Origin of the sequence: Candidatus Symbiopectobacterium sp. 'North America' (assembly GCF_015762685.1) — a bacterium.
Classification (GTDB): Bacteria; Pseudomonadota; Gammaproteobacteria; order Enterobacterales; family Enterobacteriaceae; genus Symbiopectobacterium.
In genome coordinates this window covers 112,167-131,926 of record NZ_PEHF01000040.1, presented here as the reverse complement: position 1 = coordinate 131,926, position 19,760 = coordinate 112,167, and the positions used below count along the sequence as shown (strand labels likewise).

Here is a 19,760-nt window from a genome sequence, read left to right as displayed (position 1 = left end):
GTTATGTGCTGACCGGAGTGGATAACAACGGCCGGTTTCGACAAGGGGAATTTGAGCAGCATGGGTATCGTATTATCTGGTCTGAGTCATTACATTGAGGGGAAAGCAGTACCTGATTAGTAATTATTAATAGCAACTATCATCCACAGGTAATTAAAAATGGCAAAAGCAAAAAAGCGGCTTAAAGCTGCGGCAGTTTCCTACGCCGCGCAAACGAAAGAAGAAGTTATTTCCGGTATTAAACAACTTGGCGATATTCAACGGGAATTAACGCATGTTGAAACGGAAATGAATGATCAAATCGCGGCTGTGACGGAGTACCACTCCCCAGTCATCGAACAACTGAAAGCCAAGCGTGAAGAACTGCAAAGCGGTATCCAGACCTGGTGTGAAGCCAACCGTGACGAACTCACGAATGGCGGAAAGGTGAAAACGGCTAATCTGACGACAGGGGAAGTGCAATGGCGTAACCGTCCGCTGTCATTCGGTATTCGTGGGGCGGAGGCTGTTATCGAATTATTAAAACGCCTAAAACTGGATCGCTTTATTCGGGTGAAAGAGGAAATCAATAAAAACGCGATATTAAATGAACCCACAGCCGTAAAAAAAATTCCCGGCATCACCATCAAAAAGGATGTTGAAGATTTTGCCATCATCCCATTTGAGCAAGAGGTGGAATAGATGACACTGAAATGTATGATATGCAAAAACCCTATCGAGTTTTTAGACCCAATAAGTTCATATATTACTGAGGATTCAGTTAATGGAGGCTGGAATATTTATCTGACACTGGCATGTCCATGTTGCAAACAAAAGTACAACACATTTATTCCTACTGGCGAATTTACATTACTGGATGAGGACACCGAATGAAAGGGTTACCTGTCCATAATCGTTCAACTCTGTACCGTATGGCGTTAAAGCACTTTGGCCCTTAATCTCAGTCGCTAAAACTTATCGAAAAAGCGGCGGAATTAGGGGCGGCTGCATCCCGCAATCTTAACGGCCTCGGTAACGAGGTAGCTTTAGCGGAGGAAATGGCCGATGTCGAGATCATGATCGAACAGTTCCGCCTGAACGGCATGGATAAGTTAATCGAACTGGCAAAGCACAATAAATTAAAGCGACTGGCTGAAAGATTGGAGGTGGGATATGTCGGCGACAAATAAAGAAAAGCATCTACAGAAACTTAAGAAACTATTGAATCTTGCTCGTCGCACAACAAATCCTAATGAGGCAGCTAATGCAATGAGCCAGGCTCAGGCATTAATGCGTCAATATGGGCTGACTAGCACTGATATCGATCTAATGGAGATCAATGAATCCGGGAGTAAATCGGCTCCATCCCATGCGCAAAAAATCCCTAAATATATGGGATGGCTGGCTTATGTTATTTGCGAGGCATTTGGTGTTGAATGTTATCACTCGTTTCAACGTAACTGTCTCAGTAATAGCCAACGCTGCGTTATTTTCTACGGCCCGAATGAACGCCCACAGGTTGCCGCATATGCATTCGATGTCCTGTCTCGCCAGATGATGAAAGCGCGGAAAGAATTTACTGCAGGTCAGCGCAAAAATATTAAACCCAGTACAAAAGTAGCCAGAGCTGACATGTTCTGTGAGGGATGGGTTCAGGGTGTGTATAAAGTGCTCGACAAATTTGTTGTTTCAAGAACCGAAGCGACGTTGATTGAAGCCTATCACCATAAATTGCAACAAGATGGAGGGGTTGAGTCTGGCGAACTACGGGATGCAAAAAATGCCCGTGGTACTGACGTGGCAAAAGAAGTGGGCTATCAAGCCGGCAAGAACGCCAGCCTGCATCAGGCAGTTAATGGTTCTGGCCAAGCTGAGATAGCAAGAATTGGGAGGGCTGGATAATGGTTATCGGTTTCGTATTAATGGTATCGGCCTGCAGCACTGATTTCTACGATGCAATGCCTGTTTCAGACGACATTCATCTGAACCGAGAGTCTTGCCAGCTAGTCTTAGACGCCATCCATGAACGCCGCCCTGAAGCCATATTGCTGTGCGGTGAAGTCTGGCGGGAGGAAAGCGATGACAAAGAATCAACTGATTAAGTTGATCCATATAGCCAAACGCGATCTGCAACTGGACGATAATACCTATCGCCAGTTGCTAATCACCGTTACAGGCAAAGCATCAACGCGGGACATGACAGTCCCGCAGCTAGATACTTTGCTGGGAGCCATGAAGAAGCGCGGGTTTAGGATCAAAACGGCCAAAAAGGCTAACAGCACTCGTCCATTGAATGATTCCCCCCAGTCCCGAAAAATCCGGGCGTTGTGGCTGGAAATGGCCGATGCAGGCATTATTCGTGACCGTTCTGAAGCTGCTCTGGCACGTTGGGTGAAGCGTGAAACCGGTGTTGATAGTCTGCAATGGCTGAATTCAGAACAGACCAGCGTCATCATTGAGAAGCTTAAGCAGTGGCAACGCCGTGTAAGGAAGCCAGAATGAACAATGGCAATAATTTCCGCAGCAAAGGGCCAGAGTTATTGGTGGAACTGGCGCAGCATACTGCCAGCACAATCAAGGAGGTTGTCGAGATCGACACTGCTATCGCCGAGCAAATCGGCGAAGCAGTGGCCAACCGCATGATGCAGGTCTGGGGCGGGCAAAGTGTTTACTTTCCGATGGGGACGCTATGGCGTATCTCCCAGCGTGATCACGACATTTTCAACGACTTCAATGGCCGTAATCATCATGACCTGGCGCGTAAGTACGGTGTTTCTCTTCAGTGGGTTTACAGCGTGATCAAGCGTGTCAGAAAGGCTGAGACAGACAGGCTTCAGGGACGTCTGTTTGATGATGGTGAATTTGATGACGAACCACAGCAAGGGGAGTAAAATTTCACAGGCCGAACAGAAGAATGGCTAAATTTTTCGTCCGGCCTGTTTTTTCACATACTGTAAGAGAATTACAATTACCATCCAATCTTTTCCCTGTTCACCCCACGTAGTCCCACAATTATCTCGCAGACTCTATATTATTTATCTCACTTCTAATCAGCCATGCGCTTTCATGACATTCGTATCATCTATGAAAAAACCAATCTGATTTACAACATTAACATCGAAGTCTTTCAGGCAAAAATCAATCGACTCAAGTATTTTTATACCCCCGATGATGCCACCCAGACCGTGCTGAGCAATTTCATAAAACATGCCGCCGAACTGACGCAAAGCGCGCATTCGCTGCCCTGGCGCCATGAAGAGCAGAACGATCTGCAAGCGCTGGAACGTATCCTGGCCGATTTCCAACAGGCCATAAAAGAGATGGCCCTGGCGTCTCAGAATACCGTGGCATTAAAAAAACAGATTGCCGAACTGGACGGTCAGGACGCCATTCAGCGTTTTCGCGACGACATTGCCGCGCAACCATTGGGGCTGTCAGAGTACCAACGGGCAGATGATATCGCCTACCTGAGCGCGGCACTCAAGCAGTTAGCCAGCGTGCTGTATCAAAGCGACACCGACGATGCGGCAAAGGCACTGGATACCCGTTATCAGGCCGCACAGCACGCTTATCAGGCGGTGCTGCCGACGCTTCCCGCAGAGACACATGGACTGCTCGATGCGCTTTGGCGCTATACGCAGCGCTACGTTGCGCTTCATCAGGAGCACCACAACGCAATGGCAACGTTGAAGAAAACCGAAAACTCGGTAAAAGTGGGTGGAGACAAAAGCAGTGCGGTGATTAAATCGCTGATTGCCTCTATCAAAGATCAAAACGACCGACTGGCCTACGGTTCTGCCTATATCACGCTGGTGATAGGCGCGATTGCCGTGTTGATCGGTTGTTGATCACCTTTTATATCGTGCGTCAGATTTCACGCCCGGTGCAGCGTAACCTGGCACTGGCGGAACGGATCGCCAGCGGTGATTTGACCGCTACCATCCACTCCGACAGCAATGATGAACTGGGCAGACTCACGGCAGCCATGGCGCAAATGAATAACCGATTACATCACGTGATTGCCGATGTGCGCGACAGCGTTGGCCGGGTGTCATCTTCTGCGGCAGAGATTGCGGCAGGCAATAGCGATCTGGCTTCGCGCACCGAACAACAATCGGCCACCGTGGTTGAAACCGCCGCCAGCATGGAACAATTGACCTCAACGGTAAAAAACAACACCGATAATGCGCGGCGTGCCAGCCAAATAGCGTCCGAAGCCGCGCAAAATGCACAGAAAGGCGGAGAGGTGGTGCACAACGTCGTTACTACCATGGATGATATCGCCGCCAGTGCCAAAAAGATTGCCGATATCACGACCGTGATTAACGGCATCGCGTTCCAGACCAATATTCTGGCGCTTAACGCCCCGGTCGAAGCGGCACGCGCCGGTGAACAAGGACGCGGCTTTGCCGTAGTGGCGGGTGAAGTGCGAGCCCTCTCGCAGCGGAGCTCTCAGGCCGCCAAGGATATTGCCGCGCTAATCAATGAATCCGTGGAGCGCACCGGCGTAGGCAGTAAGCTGGTGGCGGAGGCCGGACAATCTATGGAGAGCATCGTCAATTCGGTCGCTCGGGTAAACGACATCATGGAAGAGATTTCGTCCGCCTCGGAAGAGCAGAGCCGCGGCATTGAACAGATCTCACGCGCCATTACGGAACTGGACAGCACCACGCAGCAAAATGCCACGCTGGTTAGCGCATCGTCCTCCAGTGCTAACACGTTGGAAGAACAAGCTATTGTGTTGTAGCAACTGATGGCAACCTTCCGGCTTGGCGATACGGAAACGGCGCCACCGTCGCGGCTGGCGCGTCCGGCAACCCAGGCTTTGCCAGCAAAAGCGCCGATTGCAGGCAATGAGCAGGATTGGACGCACTTCTGACGCTGACGTGACTGCCGCGGGTAAACACCGCGGCAGTCAACAGCGGCTTGATGGAATCACTTACCAGGGCATAGTCATGGGGTCGGGATATTGGTACTCAAACCCCAGTTCACGGCAGATACGCTGCCCGTCAATGATCCGCCCGCCTTGCTCACTCTCGGCGTTGAATTGCGGAGGCACAACGCCGAGACGATGCGCCTGTTCAATGTAAAACGCACGCTTGCTGGGATGCTGTGGCGCGCAGAGATTATAGCGATGGCCACCCGCAGGCAGTTGTAACAACAGCTCAATCGCAGCAATCACGTCATCGCGATGCACCAGATTCACGCCGACATCCCCATCGGGAAGATTGGTTTTCCCCGATAAAAAGCGTCCGGGGTGTCGATTGGGTCCCACCAGTCCAGCCAGTCGCAGAATATCCACTGAGGTATTGGGCAAGGAGTGCAACCATTGCTCTAACTGTACCAGAACATATCCCGCTGCCGTTTCCGGATGCAGCGCAGAGGACTCACGCATCGTCCCCGCGCCTTTACCATACACTGAGGTCGAACTGGTAAACAGGATGCGCGGAACGCCGTGCGCCAACGCGCTGTTCACCAATTGTTGAACGGCCAGCAGATAGTTCTCCCCCCCCTGCGCCGTACGGCTGGCAGGGAGCGTGACCACTAAAGCATCGACATTCAATACGCTGTCGAGATCGTCGGTATCACACACTAACTCAGGCGTTAAGTGCAACGCATAGCAGGCAATCCCACTCATGCGCGCCGCTTCCACCCCGTCAGCCGTGGTTTTCGTCCCCGTTACCCGGTAGCCACGCGCATTGAGCACTAACGCTAACGGCATGCCTAGCCACCCTAATCCTACGATTGACACCTTTTTCATCGACATAACTCCCGGCTGTCTGAGATTACCTTCTATTCTACTCTCGAATTACCGCCTCGGATCCGACAAGACAACTTTTCGCTTCATCTACCCACGGCGCGACCAAGAAAATGCATCGTTGCGTAAAACCCTAGCATCGTTCTAAGCCGCTCCATTTACTGGCAGATTATCCTATTTAATCCGTTAACCGCCGACGATAATGTGACTTCATTGCAGTTACAAAATTCGATTGTGCGTTTTCCGTAAATAAACGAAGCGACGTCGCATGCAACAAAAAAGGTTGCACAACGACAGTGAGATGGTTTAGGTTTATTGACAATGCAATTAGTGCTGTTTATTTAAGAGAATTTTTTATGTTACGCGTTCTGTCAAACCACCATCATCCTGATTAGTCTTTCAGGCAGTTGGTGCTGGAAGACGTTCGGATCTTCCAGTGGCGCAGAACCTAAAGAGAGCCCTCGGAAGATCATCTTCCGAGGGTTTTTTTATGGCCCGATGATGAACAAAAAGTGGTGGTTAGCAGCGCATCCATTTTGACAGGTAAAAGAGGTTTCCATGCTGGATAAAACACGTTTACGCATTGCAATGCAAAAATCAGGCAGACTGAGCGATGATTCCCGGGAATTGCTGGCGCGCTGCGGTATTAAAATTAATTTACAGCAGCAGCGTTTAATCGCGTTTGCAGAAAATATGCCTATCGATATCCTGCGTGTGCGTGATGACGATATCCCTGGTCTGGTGATGGACGGCGTGGTCGATCTGGGTATCATCGGTGAAAACGTGCTGGAAGAAGAGTTACTCAACCGCCGGGCGCAGGGGGAGGACCCGCGTTATTTTATGCTGCGCCGCCTCGATTTTGGCGCGTGCCGCCTGTCACTGGCCATGCCGCTGGATGAAGACTACACCGGCCCACAGTGCCTTGATAACAAACGCATCGCCACCTCTTACCCGCACCTGCTGAAAAAATACTTCGACAAACAAGGGATCAATTTTAAATCCTGCCTGTTAAACGGTTCAGTGGAAGTCGCGCCGCGCGCCGGGTTGGCCGATGCTATTTGCGATCTGGTGTCTACCGGTGCCACGCTGGAAGCAAACGGTCTGCGCGAAGTCGAGGTTATCTACCGCTCCAAAGCCTGCCTGATTCAACGTGACGGCGAGATGCCCTCCGAGAAACAGCAGTTGATCGATAAACTGCTGACCCGTATGCAAGGCGTCATTCAGGCGCGCGATTTAGCGCAGTGCATTGACATCAGCAATCAGTACGGCCCTGAGCACTTGATCATTCAAACCCGCGACCCCGAAGCGCTGGTTGCACACATCACTAGCGCAGGCTCTGTGTTCCTTGGTGACTGGTCACCGGAATCCGCAGGGGATTACGCCTCTGGCACCAACCACGTGCTGCCGACCTATGGCTATACCGCCACCTACTCCAGTCTGGGGCTGGCGGATTTCCAGAAACGGATGACCGTTCAACAGTTAACGCCGCAAGGTTTTCTGCGTCTGGCACCCACTATTGAGGTGTTGGCTCAGGCGGAACAACTAGTCGCCCACAAGAATGCCGTCACACTGCGCGTCGCTGCCCTGAAAGAGAAGGAGTCCCAATGAGCATTGAACAACTGGCACGTGCCAATGTACGTACGCTTACGCCGTATCAATCGGCACGCCGTCTGGACGGCAAAGGTGATGTGTGGCTCAATGCCAACGAATATTTCCAGGCACCGGAATTTCAGCTCACCGCACAGACGTTGAACCGTTATCCTGAATGCCAGCCACCTGTCGTTATTGAGCGTTATGCTACCTACTCAGGGGTGAAGCCGGAACAGGTACTGGTCAGTCGCGGCGCAGACGAAGGGATCGAACTGCTGATCCGTGTTTTTTGCGAACCGGGGCAAGATGCTGTGCTTTATTGCCCTCCCACCTACGGCATGTATGGCGTCAGTGCGGAAACCCTGGGCGTTGAACGCCGCACGGTGCCAAGCAAAGCAGATTTGCAGCTAGACTTGCCCGCTATTGCAGACAATCTCAATAGCGTAAAACTGATTTACGTGTGTAGCCCCAACCGGTAACGTCCTTGACGCAGACGATCTGCGTAAGCTGTTGGCATTGGCTGCGGGCAAATCGTTGGTAGTGGTGGATGAAGCCTATATCGAATTCAACCCTGGTTCCACCGTCGCAGGCTGGCTGGCAGACTATCCGCATCTGGTGGTCCTGCGTACCCTTTCCAAAGCATTTGCGCTGGCAGGGTTGCGTTGCGGTTTTACGCTGGCAAATGAACCGGTGATCGCGCTGCTGCTGAAGGTCATCGCACCTTACCCGCTTTCAACGCCAGTGGCAGATATCGCCGCGCAAGCGCTGGATGACACAGGGATCGGCACGATGCGTGAACACGTCGCAGAGATTGCTGAAAACCGCGCCTGGCTGATGGCCGCGCTGGCACCGTTACCTTGTGTGGAACAGGTGTTCGACAGCGCCAGCAACTACGTATTGGTACGTTTCGTCGCCGCCAGTAATGTCTTCAAAACGCTGTGGGATCAGGGCATTATTTTACGCGATCAGAACAAACAGCCCGGCCTTTCCGGATGCCTGCGCATCACTATCGGCAGTCGTGACGAATTCCAGCAGGTGGTTGCCGCACTGCGCGCCTTATCCGGCACTAACGAGTAATCTTCAAGAGCAGACATGGGACAGAAATTTCTTTTTATTGACCGCAATGGCACGTTGATTGCCGAGCCGCCGCAAGACTTCCAGGTTGACCGTTTAGATAAACTGGCGCTGGAGTCTGCCGTCATCCCTTCCCTGCTGAGCTTGCAGAAAGCCGGTTTCAAGCTGGTGATGATCACCAATCAAGACGGGCTTGGCACGCCCAGTTTCCTGCAAGAAACGTTCGATCCGCCGCACCAGTTGATGATGCAGATTCTTACCTCACAGGGCATTGAATTCGAAGAGGTGCTGATTTGTCCTCATCTTCCGGCGGATAACTGTGCGTGTCGCAAACCTAAAACCGCGCTGGTGGATGCCTTTTTGCAACAGAACCCGATAGACAGCGCCAACAGTTACGTGATTGGCGATCGCGAAACGGACGTGCAGTTGGCGCAAAACATGGGGATCACCGGATTACGCTATCAGCGTGATGGACTTGACTGGCAAACCATCACCGACAAGCTCACCCAACGCAACCGCCTTGCACTGGTGAATCGCGTGACGCGGGAAACCTACATTAATGTAGAAGTGTGGCTGGATCAGTAAGACGGCAGCAAGATCCACACTGGCGTCGATTTCTTCGACCACATGCTTGACCAGATTGTTACCCACGGTGGGTTCCGTATGAACATCGATGTGAAAGGCGATCTTTACATCGACGATCACCACACAGTGGAAGACACCGGTCTCGCTTTGGGCGAAGCACTGAACAAAGCGCTGGGCGACAAGCGTGGCATCGGTCGTTTTGGCTTTGTGCTGCCGATGGATGAGTGTCTGGCACGCTGCGCGCTGGATATTTCCGGACGTCCACATTTGGAATATAAAGCCGAATTTAACTACCAGCGCGTGGGCGATTTAAGCACGGAAATGGTCGAGCACTTCTTCCGCTCGCTCTCCTATGCAATGGGATGCACGCTGCATTTGAGAACCAAAGGCCGTAACGATCAGCATCGCGTAGAAAGCCTGTTCAAAGTGTTTGGCCGCACGCTGCGCCAAGCCATTCGTGTGGAGGGTGATACCCTGCCCAGCTCGAAAGGGGTGCTGTGATGAACGTGGTGATTCTCGATACCGGTTGCGCCAATCTAGCCTCCGTTACCTATGCGGTGCATCGACTGGGCTATGACCCGGTGGTGAGCCGCGACGCCGAGGTGGTGTTACGCGCCGACAAACTGTTTCTGCCCGGCGTCGGCACCGCACAGGCCGCCATGGACCAACTTACCGCCCGTGACTTGATTCCGCTGATCAAAGCCTGCACCCAACCGGTGCTCGGTATTTGCCTCGGCATGCAACTGCTCGGCGCTGCCAGCGACGAGAATGGCGGGATTGATACGTTGAATATCATTCCGGCTGCGGTAAAAAAATGCAGGATCGCGGCCTGCCGCTACCGCACATGGGCTGGAATCAGGTCACTCCCCAGGCCGGACACCGTCTGTTCCAAGGCATTGATGAAGGTGCTTACTTCTACTTTGTGCACGGCTATGCCATGCCGGTATGTGCCAACACCATCGCACAAGCAGAGTATGGTGGCACTTTTACCGCCGCAGTACAGAAGGACAACTTCTACGGCGTGCAATTTCACCCAGAACGCTCTGGGGCCGCTGGCGCTCAGTTGCTGAAAAACTTTCTGGAGATGTAATCAGCATGATTATCCCCGCACTCGATCTTATCGACGGACAGGTGGTTCGTCTTCATCAGGGTGACTACGGTCAGCAACGCCAGTATGGCAGCGATCCCCTCCCCCGATTGCAAGCCTATCAGCAACAGGGCGCTGAGGTGCTGCATCTGGTGGATTTGACCGGCGCAAAAGATCCGGCGGCCCGCCAGATCCCTTGATTGAAAACCCTGTTAGCTGGCGTGAGTGTACCAGTACAGGTGGGTGGCGGTATCCGTACCGAGCAAGATGTCGTTGCACTGCTAGAAGCCGGAGCGACCCGCGTCGTGATTGGCTCTACCGCCGTTAAACAGCCGGAGTTGGTACAGGCGTGGTTTACCCGTTATGGTGCTGATGAGTTGGTACTGGCGCTGGATGTGCGCATTGATAATGCAGGCGTCAAACAGGTTGCGATCAGTGGCTGGCAGGAAAATTCTGGTGTCACGCTGGAGCAAGTCATCGAACAATATCAGCCATTTGGTCTGAAACACGTGCTATGTACCGACATTTCCCGTGACGGCACGCTGAGCGGTTCCAACGTGGAACTCTATCGCGCGGTATGCCAACGCTATCCACAGATTGCGTTTCAGGCTTCTGGCGGCATTGGTGGGTTGCAGGATATCGCCAATCTGCGTGGCAGCGGTGTGAAAGGCGTGATCGTCGGACGAGCGCTGCTCGAAGGCAAATTCAATGTAATGGAGGCCATCGCATGCTGGCAAAACGGATAATTCCCTGTCTCGACGTGCGTGACGGTCAGGTGGTAAAAGGGGTGCAGTTCCGCAACCATGAAATCATCGGCGATATCGTTCCGTTAGCACAGCGTTATGCTCAGGAAGGCGCAGATGAACTGGTTTTTTACGATATCACCGCGTCGTCTGACGGACGTGTGGTCGACAAAAGCTGGGTATCCCGCGTGGCAGAAGTGATTGATATCCCCTTCTGCGTAGCCGGTGGCATCAAAAGTGTCGAAGATGCCGGGCAAATCCTCTCGTTCGGTGCTGATAAAATTTCAATCAACTCCCCGGCGCTGGCCGATCCTACCTTGATCACTCGCCTTGCCGATCGTTATGGCGTGCAGTGCATCGTGGTCGGTATAGATACCTGGTATGACAGCGCTACTGGGCGTTATCATGTGAATCAGTATACTGGTGATGAAAGCCGCACCCGTGTTACCCAGTGGGAAACGCTGGATTGGGTGCAGGAAGTGCAACAGCGCGGTGCTGGTGAAATTGTGCTGAACATGATGAATCAGGATGGCGTGCGTAACGGTTACGATCTGGAACAGCTGAAATTGGTGCGTGAACGCTGCCATGTTCCATTGATCGCCTCTGGCGGGGCCGGTACACCTGAGCACTTTTTACAAGCCTTTGAGCAGGCTCAGGTGGATGGTGCGCTGGCCGCGTCAGTATTCCATAAGCAAATTATCAATATTGGCGAATTAAAGCAATACCTTAAGCAACAAGGTGTGGAGATCAGAGCGTGTTAAGCCAACAACAGAAAGCCCAACTTGATTGGGAAAAAACCGACGGGATGATCCCCGCCATTGTGCAACATGCGGTATCCGGTGAAGTGTTGATGCTGGGGTATAGAATCAAGCGGCGCTGGAAACGACTGAACAGAGCGGCAAGGTCACCTTTTATTCCCGCACTAAACAGCGGCTGTGGACCAAGGGAGAGTCCTCCGGCCACTTCCTTAACGTAGTGAGCATTACACCAGACTGCGACAATGAATGACAGTCTGTTGGTACTGGCGAACCCCATTGGCCCGACCTGCCACCAAGGTACCAGCAGCTGTTTTGCCCCGACACAGCATGAGTGGTTATTTTTGCATCAGCTTGAGCAATTGTTAGCGAGCCACAAACAGGCAGACCCGGCCAGCTCTTATACCGTAAAACTGTATGCCAGCGGCACCAAACGCATTGCGCAGAAAGTCGGCGAAGAAGGGCTGGAGACCGCACTGGCCGCCACCGTACACGATACCGAAGAGCTGACTAACGAAGCCGCCGATTTGATGTATCACCTGCTGGTGTTGTTGCTGGATCTGGCAACCATTATCGGCCGACTGAAAGCACGTCATACCAAATAGAGTTATCACTGCGAGGGAAATTCCGGCCTGGCCCGGAATTTCCCTTTTACTCTTCAGCAACAACCTACAGCGACGCGTGTGTCAACAGTGCCGATGCTGACAATGTGGTCCCCGGCAACGGTTGTGCACGCCGCACTTTAAAGGTATCCATCGCCAAAATCAGCTGCCTTGACTGATCCTCCAGCGAACGGGTTACCATCGTCACTTCCTCTACCAGCGATGCATTTTGCTGTGCAACCACTTCCATCTGGGTTACCGCAATATTGACCTGATCGATACCGTGGCTCTGTTCCTGGGATGCCTGTGCGATTTCCTTCATCAACGCATTAACGTTAATGATCTGCGTTGAAATGGCAGACATGGTTTCACTGGCCTGAGCCGTCAGGGTTGACCCTTCGCTGACCCGCGTATTGGAGTCCACGATCAGCGCATGAATCTCTTTTGACGCTTGCGCGCTGCGCCAGCGTTCTTACTTCATTGGCCACTACCGCAAAACCACGCCCTTGTTCACCTGCACGCGCGGCTTCCACGGCAGCGTTCAACGCCAGTATGTTGGTTTGGAACGCAATGCCGTCAATCACCCCGAGAATATTACCAATGCTGTTGGCGCTGGTCGCAATCTCCTGCATTTTCGCCATCACTTCCTGTACCACTTTGTTGCCCTGCTGCGCCGTTTGCGCCACATCTTCTGCCAACGCATGTCCCTGGCGTGCATTGTCCGCGTTGTTGCGCACCGTTGCCGTCAGTTGCTCCATACTGGCCGCGGTTTCCTGCAACGAAGCGGCAGACTCCTCGGTGCGGCGTGATAAATCTTCATTGCCTTGCGCTAGTTCACGGCTGCCTACATCTATCTGCTCGCTGGCTTCCCGCACACGCACCACAGACTCTGATAACGACTGCTGCATATCGTGCAACGCGCTGTTTAATCGCCCCAGTTCATTCTTTGCCGATGCGGGCAACGTTTGGGTTAAATCACCCGCAGCGACAAACTCCAGGTGGTTGATGGCACTGATGAGCGGTTTAAGCAGCAGCGCGCGCAGCATCAACCATGACAGCACAATCAACACTACTACAGCGGCGCAGCACGCACCGATAAGCCACAGCATACGCACCCGGCCTTCTGAAGCCTGCGTTAGCTGATTGACCCCAGCCTGCTGGGCATAGTCGAAATAGGTTTTGTTGGCTTTATCAAAGACGGTCCCAAGTTGCTTGAGCTGGGTGACCTGATATTGGTAATAACGCTTAATGTCGCGATTTTTTAGCGCATTGAGCATCGGTAAAATGCCATTTTCGTAATAATTTTTATAGGCTTGGGAGATATCCTGAGCCAGTATTTCTCCCTGCCCGGTGCCCTCGGTTGCAGCAAAAAAGCGATCAAGATCGTCCTTCGCCGCACTGGCATATTGCCCGGAACGGCCCGCCGCCGCCATGGCCTCATCCCACTGCTGCGTTTCCAACGCGCGAATCGCAAAAGATGCCGCTACACGCACGCGCTGCATATTGGTGTTACTGCTCGCCAAATTTCCCAGTTCCACGCCCTGAATACGATTTAGCACCACGAGTGCATCGTAACTTTTATTGATGGCAATGATCCCCGTAGCGCTTACCAACAACAACAGAGCGGCCATCCGCCGAGCAACGCTAATAACTCTATACAAATCAATATATTTTTCAACATGTTATTCCCTTACACAGTAAACTATAGACTTAATAAGGTTATCGGAGCTTTGCGCTTTTGGCGGAAACCTCGCAATATTGACAACTATTGCAAGATAGTTGGATTTGGCGGCAATAAAAAAGCATCCTTTAACAGGTGCCTTTCTAAAAAGCTAGATATTACAGTCTATTGCAAGTAATACCACGGTGTTCCGTGCAGATTATCTCGGCGTATCAGCCATAAATATTTGCACGATCGCGCAGTTCTTTACCCGGTTTGAAGTGGGGAACGTATTTACCTTCCAGCTCCACCTTTTCACCGGTTTTCGGATTGCGCCCAACGCGTGGTGCACGGTAATGAAGTGAAAAACTGCCGAACCCTCGGATCTCAATGCGATCACCATCAGCCAGCGTTGCCGCCATCTGCTCGAGCATCTCTTTCACTGCATCCTCAACCACCTTGGCCGGGATATGAGATTGCTGTCCAGCAAGTCTTTCGATCAGTTCAGACTTGGTCATAATTCCTCCAAGTGCGTGGTTATATCAATATTGGATAGCCACGATTGACTTACTACCGTAACAGAATAAGCCAGCCGCATGGCCGACTCACCCCACCCTATTACTCGCCTTTAGCTGCTTTGAACGCTTCAGCCATTGCGCTGGAGAAGTTACCTTCTTCCTGCTTGTTGTTTACGGTAGCGATAGCGTCTTTCTCATCCGCTTCGTCTTTCGCACGTACAGACAGGCTTACAACACGGTTTTTACGATCAACACCGGTGTATTTGGCTTCAACTTCATCGCCTACGTTCAGAACCAGCGTAGCATCTTCTACACGGTCACGAGATGCTTCAGAAGCACGCAGGTAACCTTCAACGCCATCTGCTAATTCAACTGTAGCACCTTTTGCGTCAACAGCAGTGACTTTACCCGTTACGATCGCACCTTTTTTGTTCAGTGACAGATAGTTATTGAACGGGTCTTCCGCCAGTTGCTTAACGCCCAGGGAGATACGCTCGCGCTCTGCGTCAACTTGCAGAACAACAGCGGCGATTTCGTCACCTTTCTTATATTCGCGAACGGCTTCTTCGCCAGTCACGTTCCAAGAGATGTCAGACAGGTGTACCAGACCATCGATACCGCCATCCAGACCGATGAAGATACCGAAGTCAGTTATAGACTTGATCTTACCTTCTACGCGGTCACCCTTGTTGTGGGTTTCAGCGAACAGCTGCCACGGGTTGGATTTGCATTGTTTCAGGCCCAGGGAGATACGACGACGTTCTTCGTCGATATCCAGAACCATAACTTCAACCACGTCGCCCACGTTAACCACTTTGGACGGATGGATGTTTTTGTTGGTCCAATCCATTTCGGATACGTGTACCAGACCTTCAACGCCTTCTTCGATTTCTACGAAGCAGCCGTAATCAGTCAGGTTGGTCACACGACCGGTCAGACGGGTGTTTTCCGGGTAGCGCTTAGCGATAGCAACCCACGGATCCTCGCCCAGCTGTTTCAGGCCCAGGGACACACGAGTACGTTCGCGGTCGAACTTCAGCACTTTTACAGTGATCTCATCGCCAACATTGACTATTTCGCTCGGATGCTTAACGCGTTTCCACGCCATATCAGTGATATGCAGCAGACCATCAACGCCACCCAGGTCAACGAATGCACCGTAGTCAGTGAGGTTCTTAACGATACCTTTAACTTCCATGCCTTCTTGCAGGTTTTCCAGCAGTTGATCGCGCTCAGCGCTGTTCTCGGATTCGATAACGGCACGTCGGGAAACGACAACGTTGTTGCGTTTCTGATCCAGCTTGATCACTTTAAACTCAAGCTTTTTGCCTTCCAGGTGCAGCGTATCGCGAACCGGGCGAACGTCAACCAGAGAACCCGGCAGGAACGCACGGATGCTGTTCAGTTCAACCGTGAAGCCGCCTTTCACTTTACCGTTGATAACGCCGGTAACGGTCGCAGCTTCTTCGTAGGCTTTTTCGAGCATCAGCCAGGCTTCGTGGCGTTTCGCTTTCTCACGAGACAGCAGTGTCTCGCCGAAACCGTCTTCTACCGCGTCCAGGGCAACGTCAATTTCGTCACCCACCTGGATTTCTAGTTCGCCTTGTGCGTTTTTGAATTGCTCTACCGGAATGGCAGATTCAGATTTCAGACCGGCGTCAACCAGTACGACATCTTTATCAATAGCAACGACAACGCCGCGAACGATGGAACCCGGACGAGTTTCGATTTCTTTCAGCGATTCTTCAAAGAGTTGAGCAAAAGATTCAGTCATGTTGTTAATCTTAAGGGTTTCAATTTAACGTCCATCTGGCATCCTGCTTGATGGGGTTGTTTCACATGCCCTGCTGTTATCCTTACAACAAGGTTAAAAAAACAATGCTATAACCGCGCCTCAATCAACCCTGTGATTGAGCAAGGATTTTACGCGCATAAGTGAGCGATTTCGCAATAACGTCATCAATAGACATATCGGTCGAATCCAACACCAGCGCGTCTGCGGCAGGGACTAGCGGTGCTACCGGACGATTCCGATCGCGCGCATCCCGTTCTTTTATCTCGGACAAAAGACGTTCAAAGTTAACATTAAAGCCTTTTTCCTGCAACTGTAGCATGCGTCGTTGTGCACGTTCTTCCGCGCAGGCATCCAAAAAAATCTTCACAGGCGCATCGGGGAACACCACCGTACCCATATCGCGGCCGTCCGCTACCAGTCCCGGCGCATCACGAAATGCGCGCTGACGGCGCAATAAGGCTTCTCTCACACGCGGAAAAGCGGCTGCCTGCGAGGCGGTGTTACCGACCGTTTCATTACGAATTTCGTTACTGACGTCCTCGCCTTCCAGAATCACTTTCAGTTGCCCGTATTCAGCAACGAAACGCACGTCAAGGTGTGACGCCAGCGGCACTAACGCTTCTTCCGAACCGATATCAACCTGATGATGTAAGGCAGCCAAGGCGAGCACGCGATAAATCGCGCCCGAGTCCAACAAATTCCACTGCAATGTTTCTGCCAACGCCTTGCACAGCGTTCCCTTGCCTGCGCCACTCGGCCCATCAACCGTTATTACCGGTGCCGTTACCGCCATTTCTTTCTCCTATTACTCGGGTCAACCGCGAGGTCTGTTACGACTTAGGGTGCCTCATTATACGCGCCAACGAGCAAAACCGTTAACCTAACACCCGGAGAAAGATAAAATTTCAGAAGATGCCTTGCAAAACTGCGGGCGGGCATAGGCCCGCCCGACAGAAAAAGTGCAACTACCGTCCGGTTATTAACCGTGGCTCAGACGCGCCAACTGTTGAAAATAGTCCGGGAAGGTTTTTGCCGTACATTTGGGGTCGAGAATGGTCACTGGTGTATCGGATAATGCCACCAGCGAGAAACACATCGCCATACGGTGATCGTTGTAGGTGCCGATCTCGGCAAAACGTAACTGAGGGGCAGGCGTAATGCGAATATAATCGTTCCCCTCTTCCACCGTCGCACCGACTTTGCGCAGCTCAGTCGCCATTGCCGCAAGACGATCGGTCTCTTTTACGCGCCAATTGTAGATATTGCGCAGCGTCGTGGTGCCGCCCTCGGCAAACAGCGCTGCCGTGGCAATCGTCATGGCCGAATCGGGGATATGATTCATGTCTATATCAATGGCATGCAACTTACCGCGCTGACACTCAATATAGTCATCGACCCAGAGGATAATGGCACCCATTTTTTCCAGCACGTCAGCAAACCGGATATCGCCTTGCACGCTGTTGCGCCCCACGCCCGTGACACGGACGGTTCCACCTTTGATGGCCGCCGCCGCCAGAAAATAGGAAGCGGAAGAAGCATCACCTTCCACCAAATACTCACCTGGCGCACTGTATTGCTGGTTGCCCTGTACGCTGAAGTGCTGATAATTCTCGTTGTGCACCTCCACGCCAAAATCTTTCATCATGCGCAGCGTGATATCGATATAGGGCTTGGACACCAGATCGCCTTTGATACTGATGCGGGTGTCTTTGCTCGCCAACGGCGCTGTCATCAGCAACGCAGTCAGGAACTGGCTGGAGACGCTGCCATCAACGGCGATCTCACCGCCCTGGAAACCGCCGTGCAGGCGCAATGGCGGATAGTTGGGCTGTTCAAGGTAGTCGATGGTCGCGCCGCCTTGGCGTAGCGCATCCACCAGGTGACCTATCGGGCGCTCTTTCATACGCGGCTCGCCGGTCAAGACAATATCGCCCTGCATCAAGCACAGCGCGGCGGCCAACGGACGCATCGCCGTGCCAGCATTGCCAAGAAACAGTTCTAACGGTTGCGACGCGCTGAACGGCCCACCGATACCGGTGACGTCACACTCGGTGCGGCTGGGCGAAAGCTGATATTGCACGCCTAACAGTTGCAACACATCCAGCATATGGCGAACGTCATCGCTATCGAGCAGATTTTTCAAACGTGTCGTCCCCGTTGCCAATGCCGCCAGCAACAAAGCACGGTTAGAGACGCTTTTCGAACCAGGAAGGTTAATCACACCATCGATCAAGGAAATAGGCTGTAGGGTAAGGGATTCCTGCATGTAACTCTTAACTCCGATCATCAACATAAGAAACCCCGGTACACACCGGGGTTTACTGGAAACAGGTTGCCGCTTCACGTTCTGCGACAACAGTACGACCTGCAACGCCGCGGGCAAACCACGGCGTCACCCGCTGCGGTATTAGCCGTGGCGACGTTCAAAATCCGCCATAAAGGCGGTCAGAGCCTGCACACCTTCCAGCGGCATTGCGTTGTACAGCGACGCACGCATTCCGCCCACCACGCGGTGGCCTTTCAGCGCATGCAACCCAGCCGCTTTGGACTCTTCCAGGAACAGTTTATCCAGCGCGTCATCACCGAGCAGGAACGGCACGTTCATGCGCGAGCGGTTGGCGGCCAGCACGTCATTACGGTAAAAATCGCTGCTATCGATAGCGCCGTAAAGGTGATCCGCTTTCTCACGATTACGTTTTTCCATCTCTACCAGGCCGCCGTGTTCTTTCAGCCATTTGAACACCATGCCAGATAAGTACCAGGCAAAGGTCGGCGGTGTGTTGTACATGGAGTCGTTATCGGCCAGGATTTTGTAATCCAGTACCGACGGCAGCACGCTGCGGGATTTACCCAGCAGGTCCTCGCGCACAATCACCAACGTCAACCCCGCAGGGCCAATGTTTTTCTGCGCACCGGCATAAATCACGCCGAAACGGCTGACATCGATCGGGCAGGACAGGATACTGGAGGAGAAGTCAGCGACCACAATCTTGTCGCCAAAGTCAGGCGTTTCTCCAATTGCCAGACCGTCGATGGTTTCATTCGGGCAGTAGTGCACAAAGGCCGCATCGTCAGACAGAGCCCATTCACGCATGGGTTTGGCCGCGCGTAGTCCGTCAATGCGGGTTTTTACGTCGATAACGTTCGGTTTGCAATATTTCTCCGCTTCGTTGATCGCACTGTGCGCCCAATAGCCGCCGTCGATATAGTCCGCTTTAGCGCTGTCACCCAGCAGGTTAAGCGGCACGGCAGCAAACTGCGCGCGTGCGCCGCCTTGGCAAAACAGCACGTTGTAGTTGGAGGGGATCTTTAACAGATCGCGCAGATCCTGTTCGGCTTCCGCCGCCACCTGCATAAACTCTTTACTGCGGTGGCTGATTTCCATTACGGAGGTTCCCAGCCCACGCCAGTTACATAACTCTTGCTCGGCACGACGGAGCACTTCAACCAGCAGCATGGCTGGACCGGCGCTAAAATTGAAAACTTGTGTCATTTCCCCTCACCACGTACTTAGTACGACTATTTTTAACGTTTTGTCTGTTTTACAGCGATAATTATGATTCTTTGCAACAACCACGTTAGCTTTTTGCAGCAACCGTCATCATTTGTTTTTA

Annotated in this window: 16 protein-coding genes, 7 pseudogenes and 1 other annotated feature; of the genes and pseudogenes, 16 read left to right on the top strand and 7 right to left on the bottom strand. The window is 52.3% G+C overall.

What is annotated here, in order from left to right; genetic code table 11:
- Positions 1–159 precede the first annotated feature (159 nt).
- From CS369_RS09410 to CS369_RS24570, 9 genes are all read left to right on the top strand, one after another.
- Positions 160–681 (top strand): host-nuclease inhibitor Gam family protein, encoded by a 522-nt coding sequence (locus CS369_RS09410; RefSeq protein WP_196906867.1) that lies wholly within the window; start codon positions 160–162, stop codon positions 679–681.
- 356 nt (positions 682–1,037) lie between these two features.
- Positions 1,038–1,169, top strand: a complete 132-nt coding sequence (locus CS369_RS25130; RefSeq protein WP_374191046.1) for a hypothetical protein — start codon at positions 1,038–1,040, stop codon at positions 1,167–1,169.
- Entirely contained in the window at positions 1,153–1,881 is a 729-nt protein-coding gene (locus CS369_RS09400; protein WP_196906866.1) for a DUF2786 domain-containing protein, read from the top strand. The genes CS369_RS25130 and CS369_RS09400 overlap by 17 nt, the downstream gene beginning before the upstream one ends.
- Positions 1,881–2,081 carry a hypothetical protein gene (locus CS369_RS09395; protein ID WP_196906865.1) on the top strand — a complete coding sequence of 67 codons (201 nt, stop codon included), beginning with the start codon at positions 1,881–1,883 and terminating at the stop codon, positions 2,079–2,081. The genes CS369_RS09400 and CS369_RS09395 overlap by 1 nt, the downstream gene beginning before the upstream one ends.
- On the top strand, positions 2,059–2,481 hold the full coding sequence (locus CS369_RS09390; protein WP_196906864.1) for a gp16 family protein: 423 nt from the start codon (positions 2,059–2,061) through the stop codon (positions 2,479–2,481). Before CS369_RS09395 ends, CS369_RS09390 begins: the two co-directional genes overlap by 23 nt.
- Entirely contained in the window at positions 2,478–2,870 is a 393-nt protein-coding gene (locus CS369_RS09385; RefSeq protein WP_129705245.1) for a Mor transcription activator family protein, read from the top strand. The genes CS369_RS09390 and CS369_RS09385 overlap by 4 nt, the downstream gene beginning before the upstream one ends.
- 165 nt (positions 2,871–3,035) lie before the next feature.
- Positions 3,036–3,827: a hypothetical protein gene (locus CS369_RS23455; RefSeq protein WP_244664915.1), complete on the top strand. Its 792-nt coding sequence runs from the start codon at positions 3,036–3,038 to the stop codon at positions 3,825–3,827.
- Positions 3,824–4,726, top strand: coding sequence for a methyl-accepting chemotaxis protein (locus CS369_RS23450; RefSeq protein WP_244664914.1), 903 nt, complete (start codon positions 3,824–3,826; stop codon positions 4,724–4,726). Before CS369_RS23455 ends, CS369_RS23450 begins: the two co-directional genes overlap by 4 nt.
- Positions 4,727–4,732: 6 nt before the next feature.
- The gene (locus CS369_RS24570; RefSeq protein ID WP_280514756.1) at positions 4,733–4,858 is read left to right on the top strand and encodes a hypothetical protein; all 126 of its coding nucleotides are present in this window, start codon (positions 4,733–4,735) and stop codon (positions 4,856–4,858) included.
- Between the two features lie 60 nt (positions 4,859–4,918).
- Here the strand turns inward: CS369_RS24570 and CS369_RS09375 are convergent, their stop codons facing one another.
- The gene (locus CS369_RS09375) at positions 4,919–5,740 is read right to left on the bottom strand and encodes an SDR family oxidoreductase (RefSeq protein WP_196906863.1); all 822 of its coding nucleotides are present in this window, start codon (positions 5,738–5,740) and stop codon (positions 4,919–4,921) included.
- 368 nt (positions 5,741–6,108) lie between these two features.
- Positions 6,109–6,229, top strand: a sequence feature (His leader region).
- Positions 6,230–6,325: 96 nt separating this feature from the next.
- Between CS369_RS09375 and hisG the strand changes: the two are divergent.
- The 7 genes and pseudogenes from hisG to hisIE form a co-directional block, all read left to right on the top strand.
- Positions 6,326–7,345 (top strand): annotated as a pseudogene (gene hisG, locus CS369_RS24565) (ATP phosphoribosyltransferase); the annotation flags it as partial.
- Positions 7,342–8,404 (top strand): annotated as a pseudogene (gene hisC / locus CS369_RS09365) (histidinol-phosphate transaminase). The pseudogenes hisG and hisC, both read left to right, overlap by 4 nt.
- A 15-nt stretch (positions 8,405–8,419) precedes the next feature.
- A pseudogene (gene hisB / locus CS369_RS09360) lies at positions 8,420–9,487 on the top strand (bifunctional histidinol-phosphatase/imidazoleglycerol-phosphate dehydratase HisB).
- A pseudogene (hisH, locus tag CS369_RS09355) lies at positions 9,487–10,076 on the top strand (imidazole glycerol phosphate synthase subunit HisH). The pseudogenes hisB and hisH overlap by 1 nt, the downstream one beginning before the upstream one ends.
- Before the next feature lie 5 nt (positions 10,077–10,081).
- A pseudogene (hisA, locus tag CS369_RS09350) lies at positions 10,082–10,819 on the top strand (1-(5-phosphoribosyl)-5-[(5-phosphoribosylamino)methylideneamino]imidazole-4-carboxamide isomerase).
- Entirely contained in the window at positions 10,801–11,577 is a 777-nt protein-coding gene (gene hisF / locus CS369_RS09345; RefSeq protein ID WP_196906861.1) for an imidazole glycerol phosphate synthase subunit HisF, read from the top strand. Before hisA ends, hisF begins: the two are co-directional and overlap by 19 nt.
- Positions 11,571–12,176 (top strand): annotated as a pseudogene (hisIE, locus tag CS369_RS09340) (bifunctional phosphoribosyl-AMP cyclohydrolase/phosphoribosyl-ATP diphosphatase HisIE). The gene hisF and the pseudogene hisIE overlap by 7 nt, the downstream one beginning before the upstream one ends.
- Before the next feature lie 64 nt (positions 12,177–12,240).
- On the opposite strand, the pseudogene CS369_RS09335 reads toward hisIE, so the two are convergent.
- From CS369_RS09335 to serC, 6 genes and pseudogenes are all read right to left on the bottom strand, one after another.
- Positions 12,241–13,854, bottom strand: a pseudogene (locus tag CS369_RS09335) (methyl-accepting chemotaxis protein).
- Positions 13,855–14,066: 212 nt separating this feature from the next.
- The gene (gene ihfB, locus CS369_RS09330; protein WP_195312909.1) at positions 14,067–14,351 is read right to left on the bottom strand and encodes an integration host factor subunit beta; all 285 of its coding nucleotides are present in this window, start codon (positions 14,349–14,351) and stop codon (positions 14,067–14,069) included.
- A gap of 100 nt (positions 14,352–14,451) precedes the next feature.
- On the bottom strand, positions 14,452–16,125 hold the full coding sequence (rpsA, locus tag CS369_RS09325) for a 30S ribosomal protein S1 (protein WP_196906860.1): 1,674 nt from the start codon (positions 16,123–16,125) through the stop codon (positions 14,452–14,454).
- Positions 16,126–16,249: 124 nt separating this feature from the next.
- Positions 16,250–16,939, bottom strand: a complete 690-nt coding sequence (gene cmk / locus CS369_RS09320) for a (d)CMP kinase (RefSeq protein WP_196906859.1) — start codon at positions 16,937–16,939, stop codon at positions 16,250–16,252.
- Between the two features lie 186 nt (positions 16,940–17,125).
- On the bottom strand, positions 17,126–18,412 hold the full coding sequence (gene aroA, locus CS369_RS09315; RefSeq protein ID WP_196906858.1) for a 3-phosphoshikimate 1-carboxyvinyltransferase: 1,287 nt from the start codon (positions 18,410–18,412) through the stop codon (positions 17,126–17,128).
- A gap of 141 nt (positions 18,413–18,553) precedes the next feature.
- On the bottom strand, positions 18,554–19,639 hold the full coding sequence (gene serC / locus CS369_RS09310) for a 3-phosphoserine/phosphohydroxythreonine transaminase (RefSeq protein WP_196906857.1): 1,086 nt from the start codon (positions 19,637–19,639) through the stop codon (positions 18,554–18,556).
- Positions 19,640–19,760: the final 121 nt, after the last annotated feature.

What these genes read in the sequence shown, in the direction of transcription:
- serC (WP_196906857.1), bottom strand. Translation starts at nt 19,639, where the DNA reads ATGACACAAGTTTTCAATTTTAGCGCCGGTCCAGCCATGCTGCTGGTT.
- cmk (WP_196906859.1), bottom strand. Translation starts at nt 16,939, where the DNA reads ATGGCGGTAACGGCACCGGTAATAACGGTTGATGGGCCGAGTGGCGCA.
- CS369_RS09400 (WP_196906866.1), top strand. Translation starts at nt 1,153, where the DNA reads ATGTCGGCGACAAATAAAGAAAAGCATCTACAGAAACTTAAGAAACTA.
- ihfB (WP_195312909.1), bottom strand. Translation starts at nt 14,351, where the DNA reads ATGACCAAGTCTGAACTGATCGAAAGACTTGCTGGACAGCAATCTCAT.
- CS369_RS24570 (WP_280514756.1), top strand. Translation starts at nt 4,733, where the DNA reads ATGGCAACCTTCCGGCTTGGCGATACGGAAACGGCGCCACCGTCGCGG.
- CS369_RS09390 (WP_196906864.1), top strand. Translation starts at nt 2,059, where the DNA reads ATGACAAAGAATCAACTGATTAAGTTGATCCATATAGCCAAACGCGAT.
- aroA (WP_196906858.1), bottom strand. Translation starts at nt 18,412, where the DNA reads ATGCAGGAATCCCTTACCCTACAGCCTATTTCCTTGATCGATGGTGTG.
- CS369_RS09410 (WP_196906867.1), top strand. Translation starts at nt 160, where the DNA reads ATGGCAAAAGCAAAAAAGCGGCTTAAAGCTGCGGCAGTTTCCTACGCC.
- rpsA (WP_196906860.1), bottom strand. Translation starts at nt 16,125, where the DNA reads ATGACTGAATCTTTTGCTCAACTCTTTGAAGAATCGCTGAAAGAAATC.
- CS369_RS25130 (WP_374191046.1), top strand. Translation starts at nt 1,038, where the DNA reads ATGGCCGATGTCGAGATCATGATCGAACAGTTCCGCCTGAACGGCATG.
- CS369_RS09395 (WP_196906865.1), top strand. Translation starts at nt 1,881, where the DNA reads ATGGTTATCGGTTTCGTATTAATGGTATCGGCCTGCAGCACTGATTTC.
- CS369_RS09385 (WP_129705245.1), top strand. Translation starts at nt 2,478, where the DNA reads ATGAACAATGGCAATAATTTCCGCAGCAAAGGGCCAGAGTTATTGGTG.
- CS369_RS09375 (WP_196906863.1), bottom strand. Translation starts at nt 5,740, where the DNA reads ATGAAAAAGGTGTCAATCGTAGGATTAGGGTGGCTAGGCATGCCGTTA.
- hisF (WP_196906861.1), top strand. Translation starts at nt 10,801, where the DNA reads ATGCTGGCAAAACGGATAATTCCCTGTCTCGACGTGCGTGACGGTCAG.
- CS369_RS23455 (WP_244664915.1), top strand. Translation starts at nt 3,036, where the DNA reads ATGCGCTTTCATGACATTCGTATCATCTATGAAAAAACCAATCTGATT.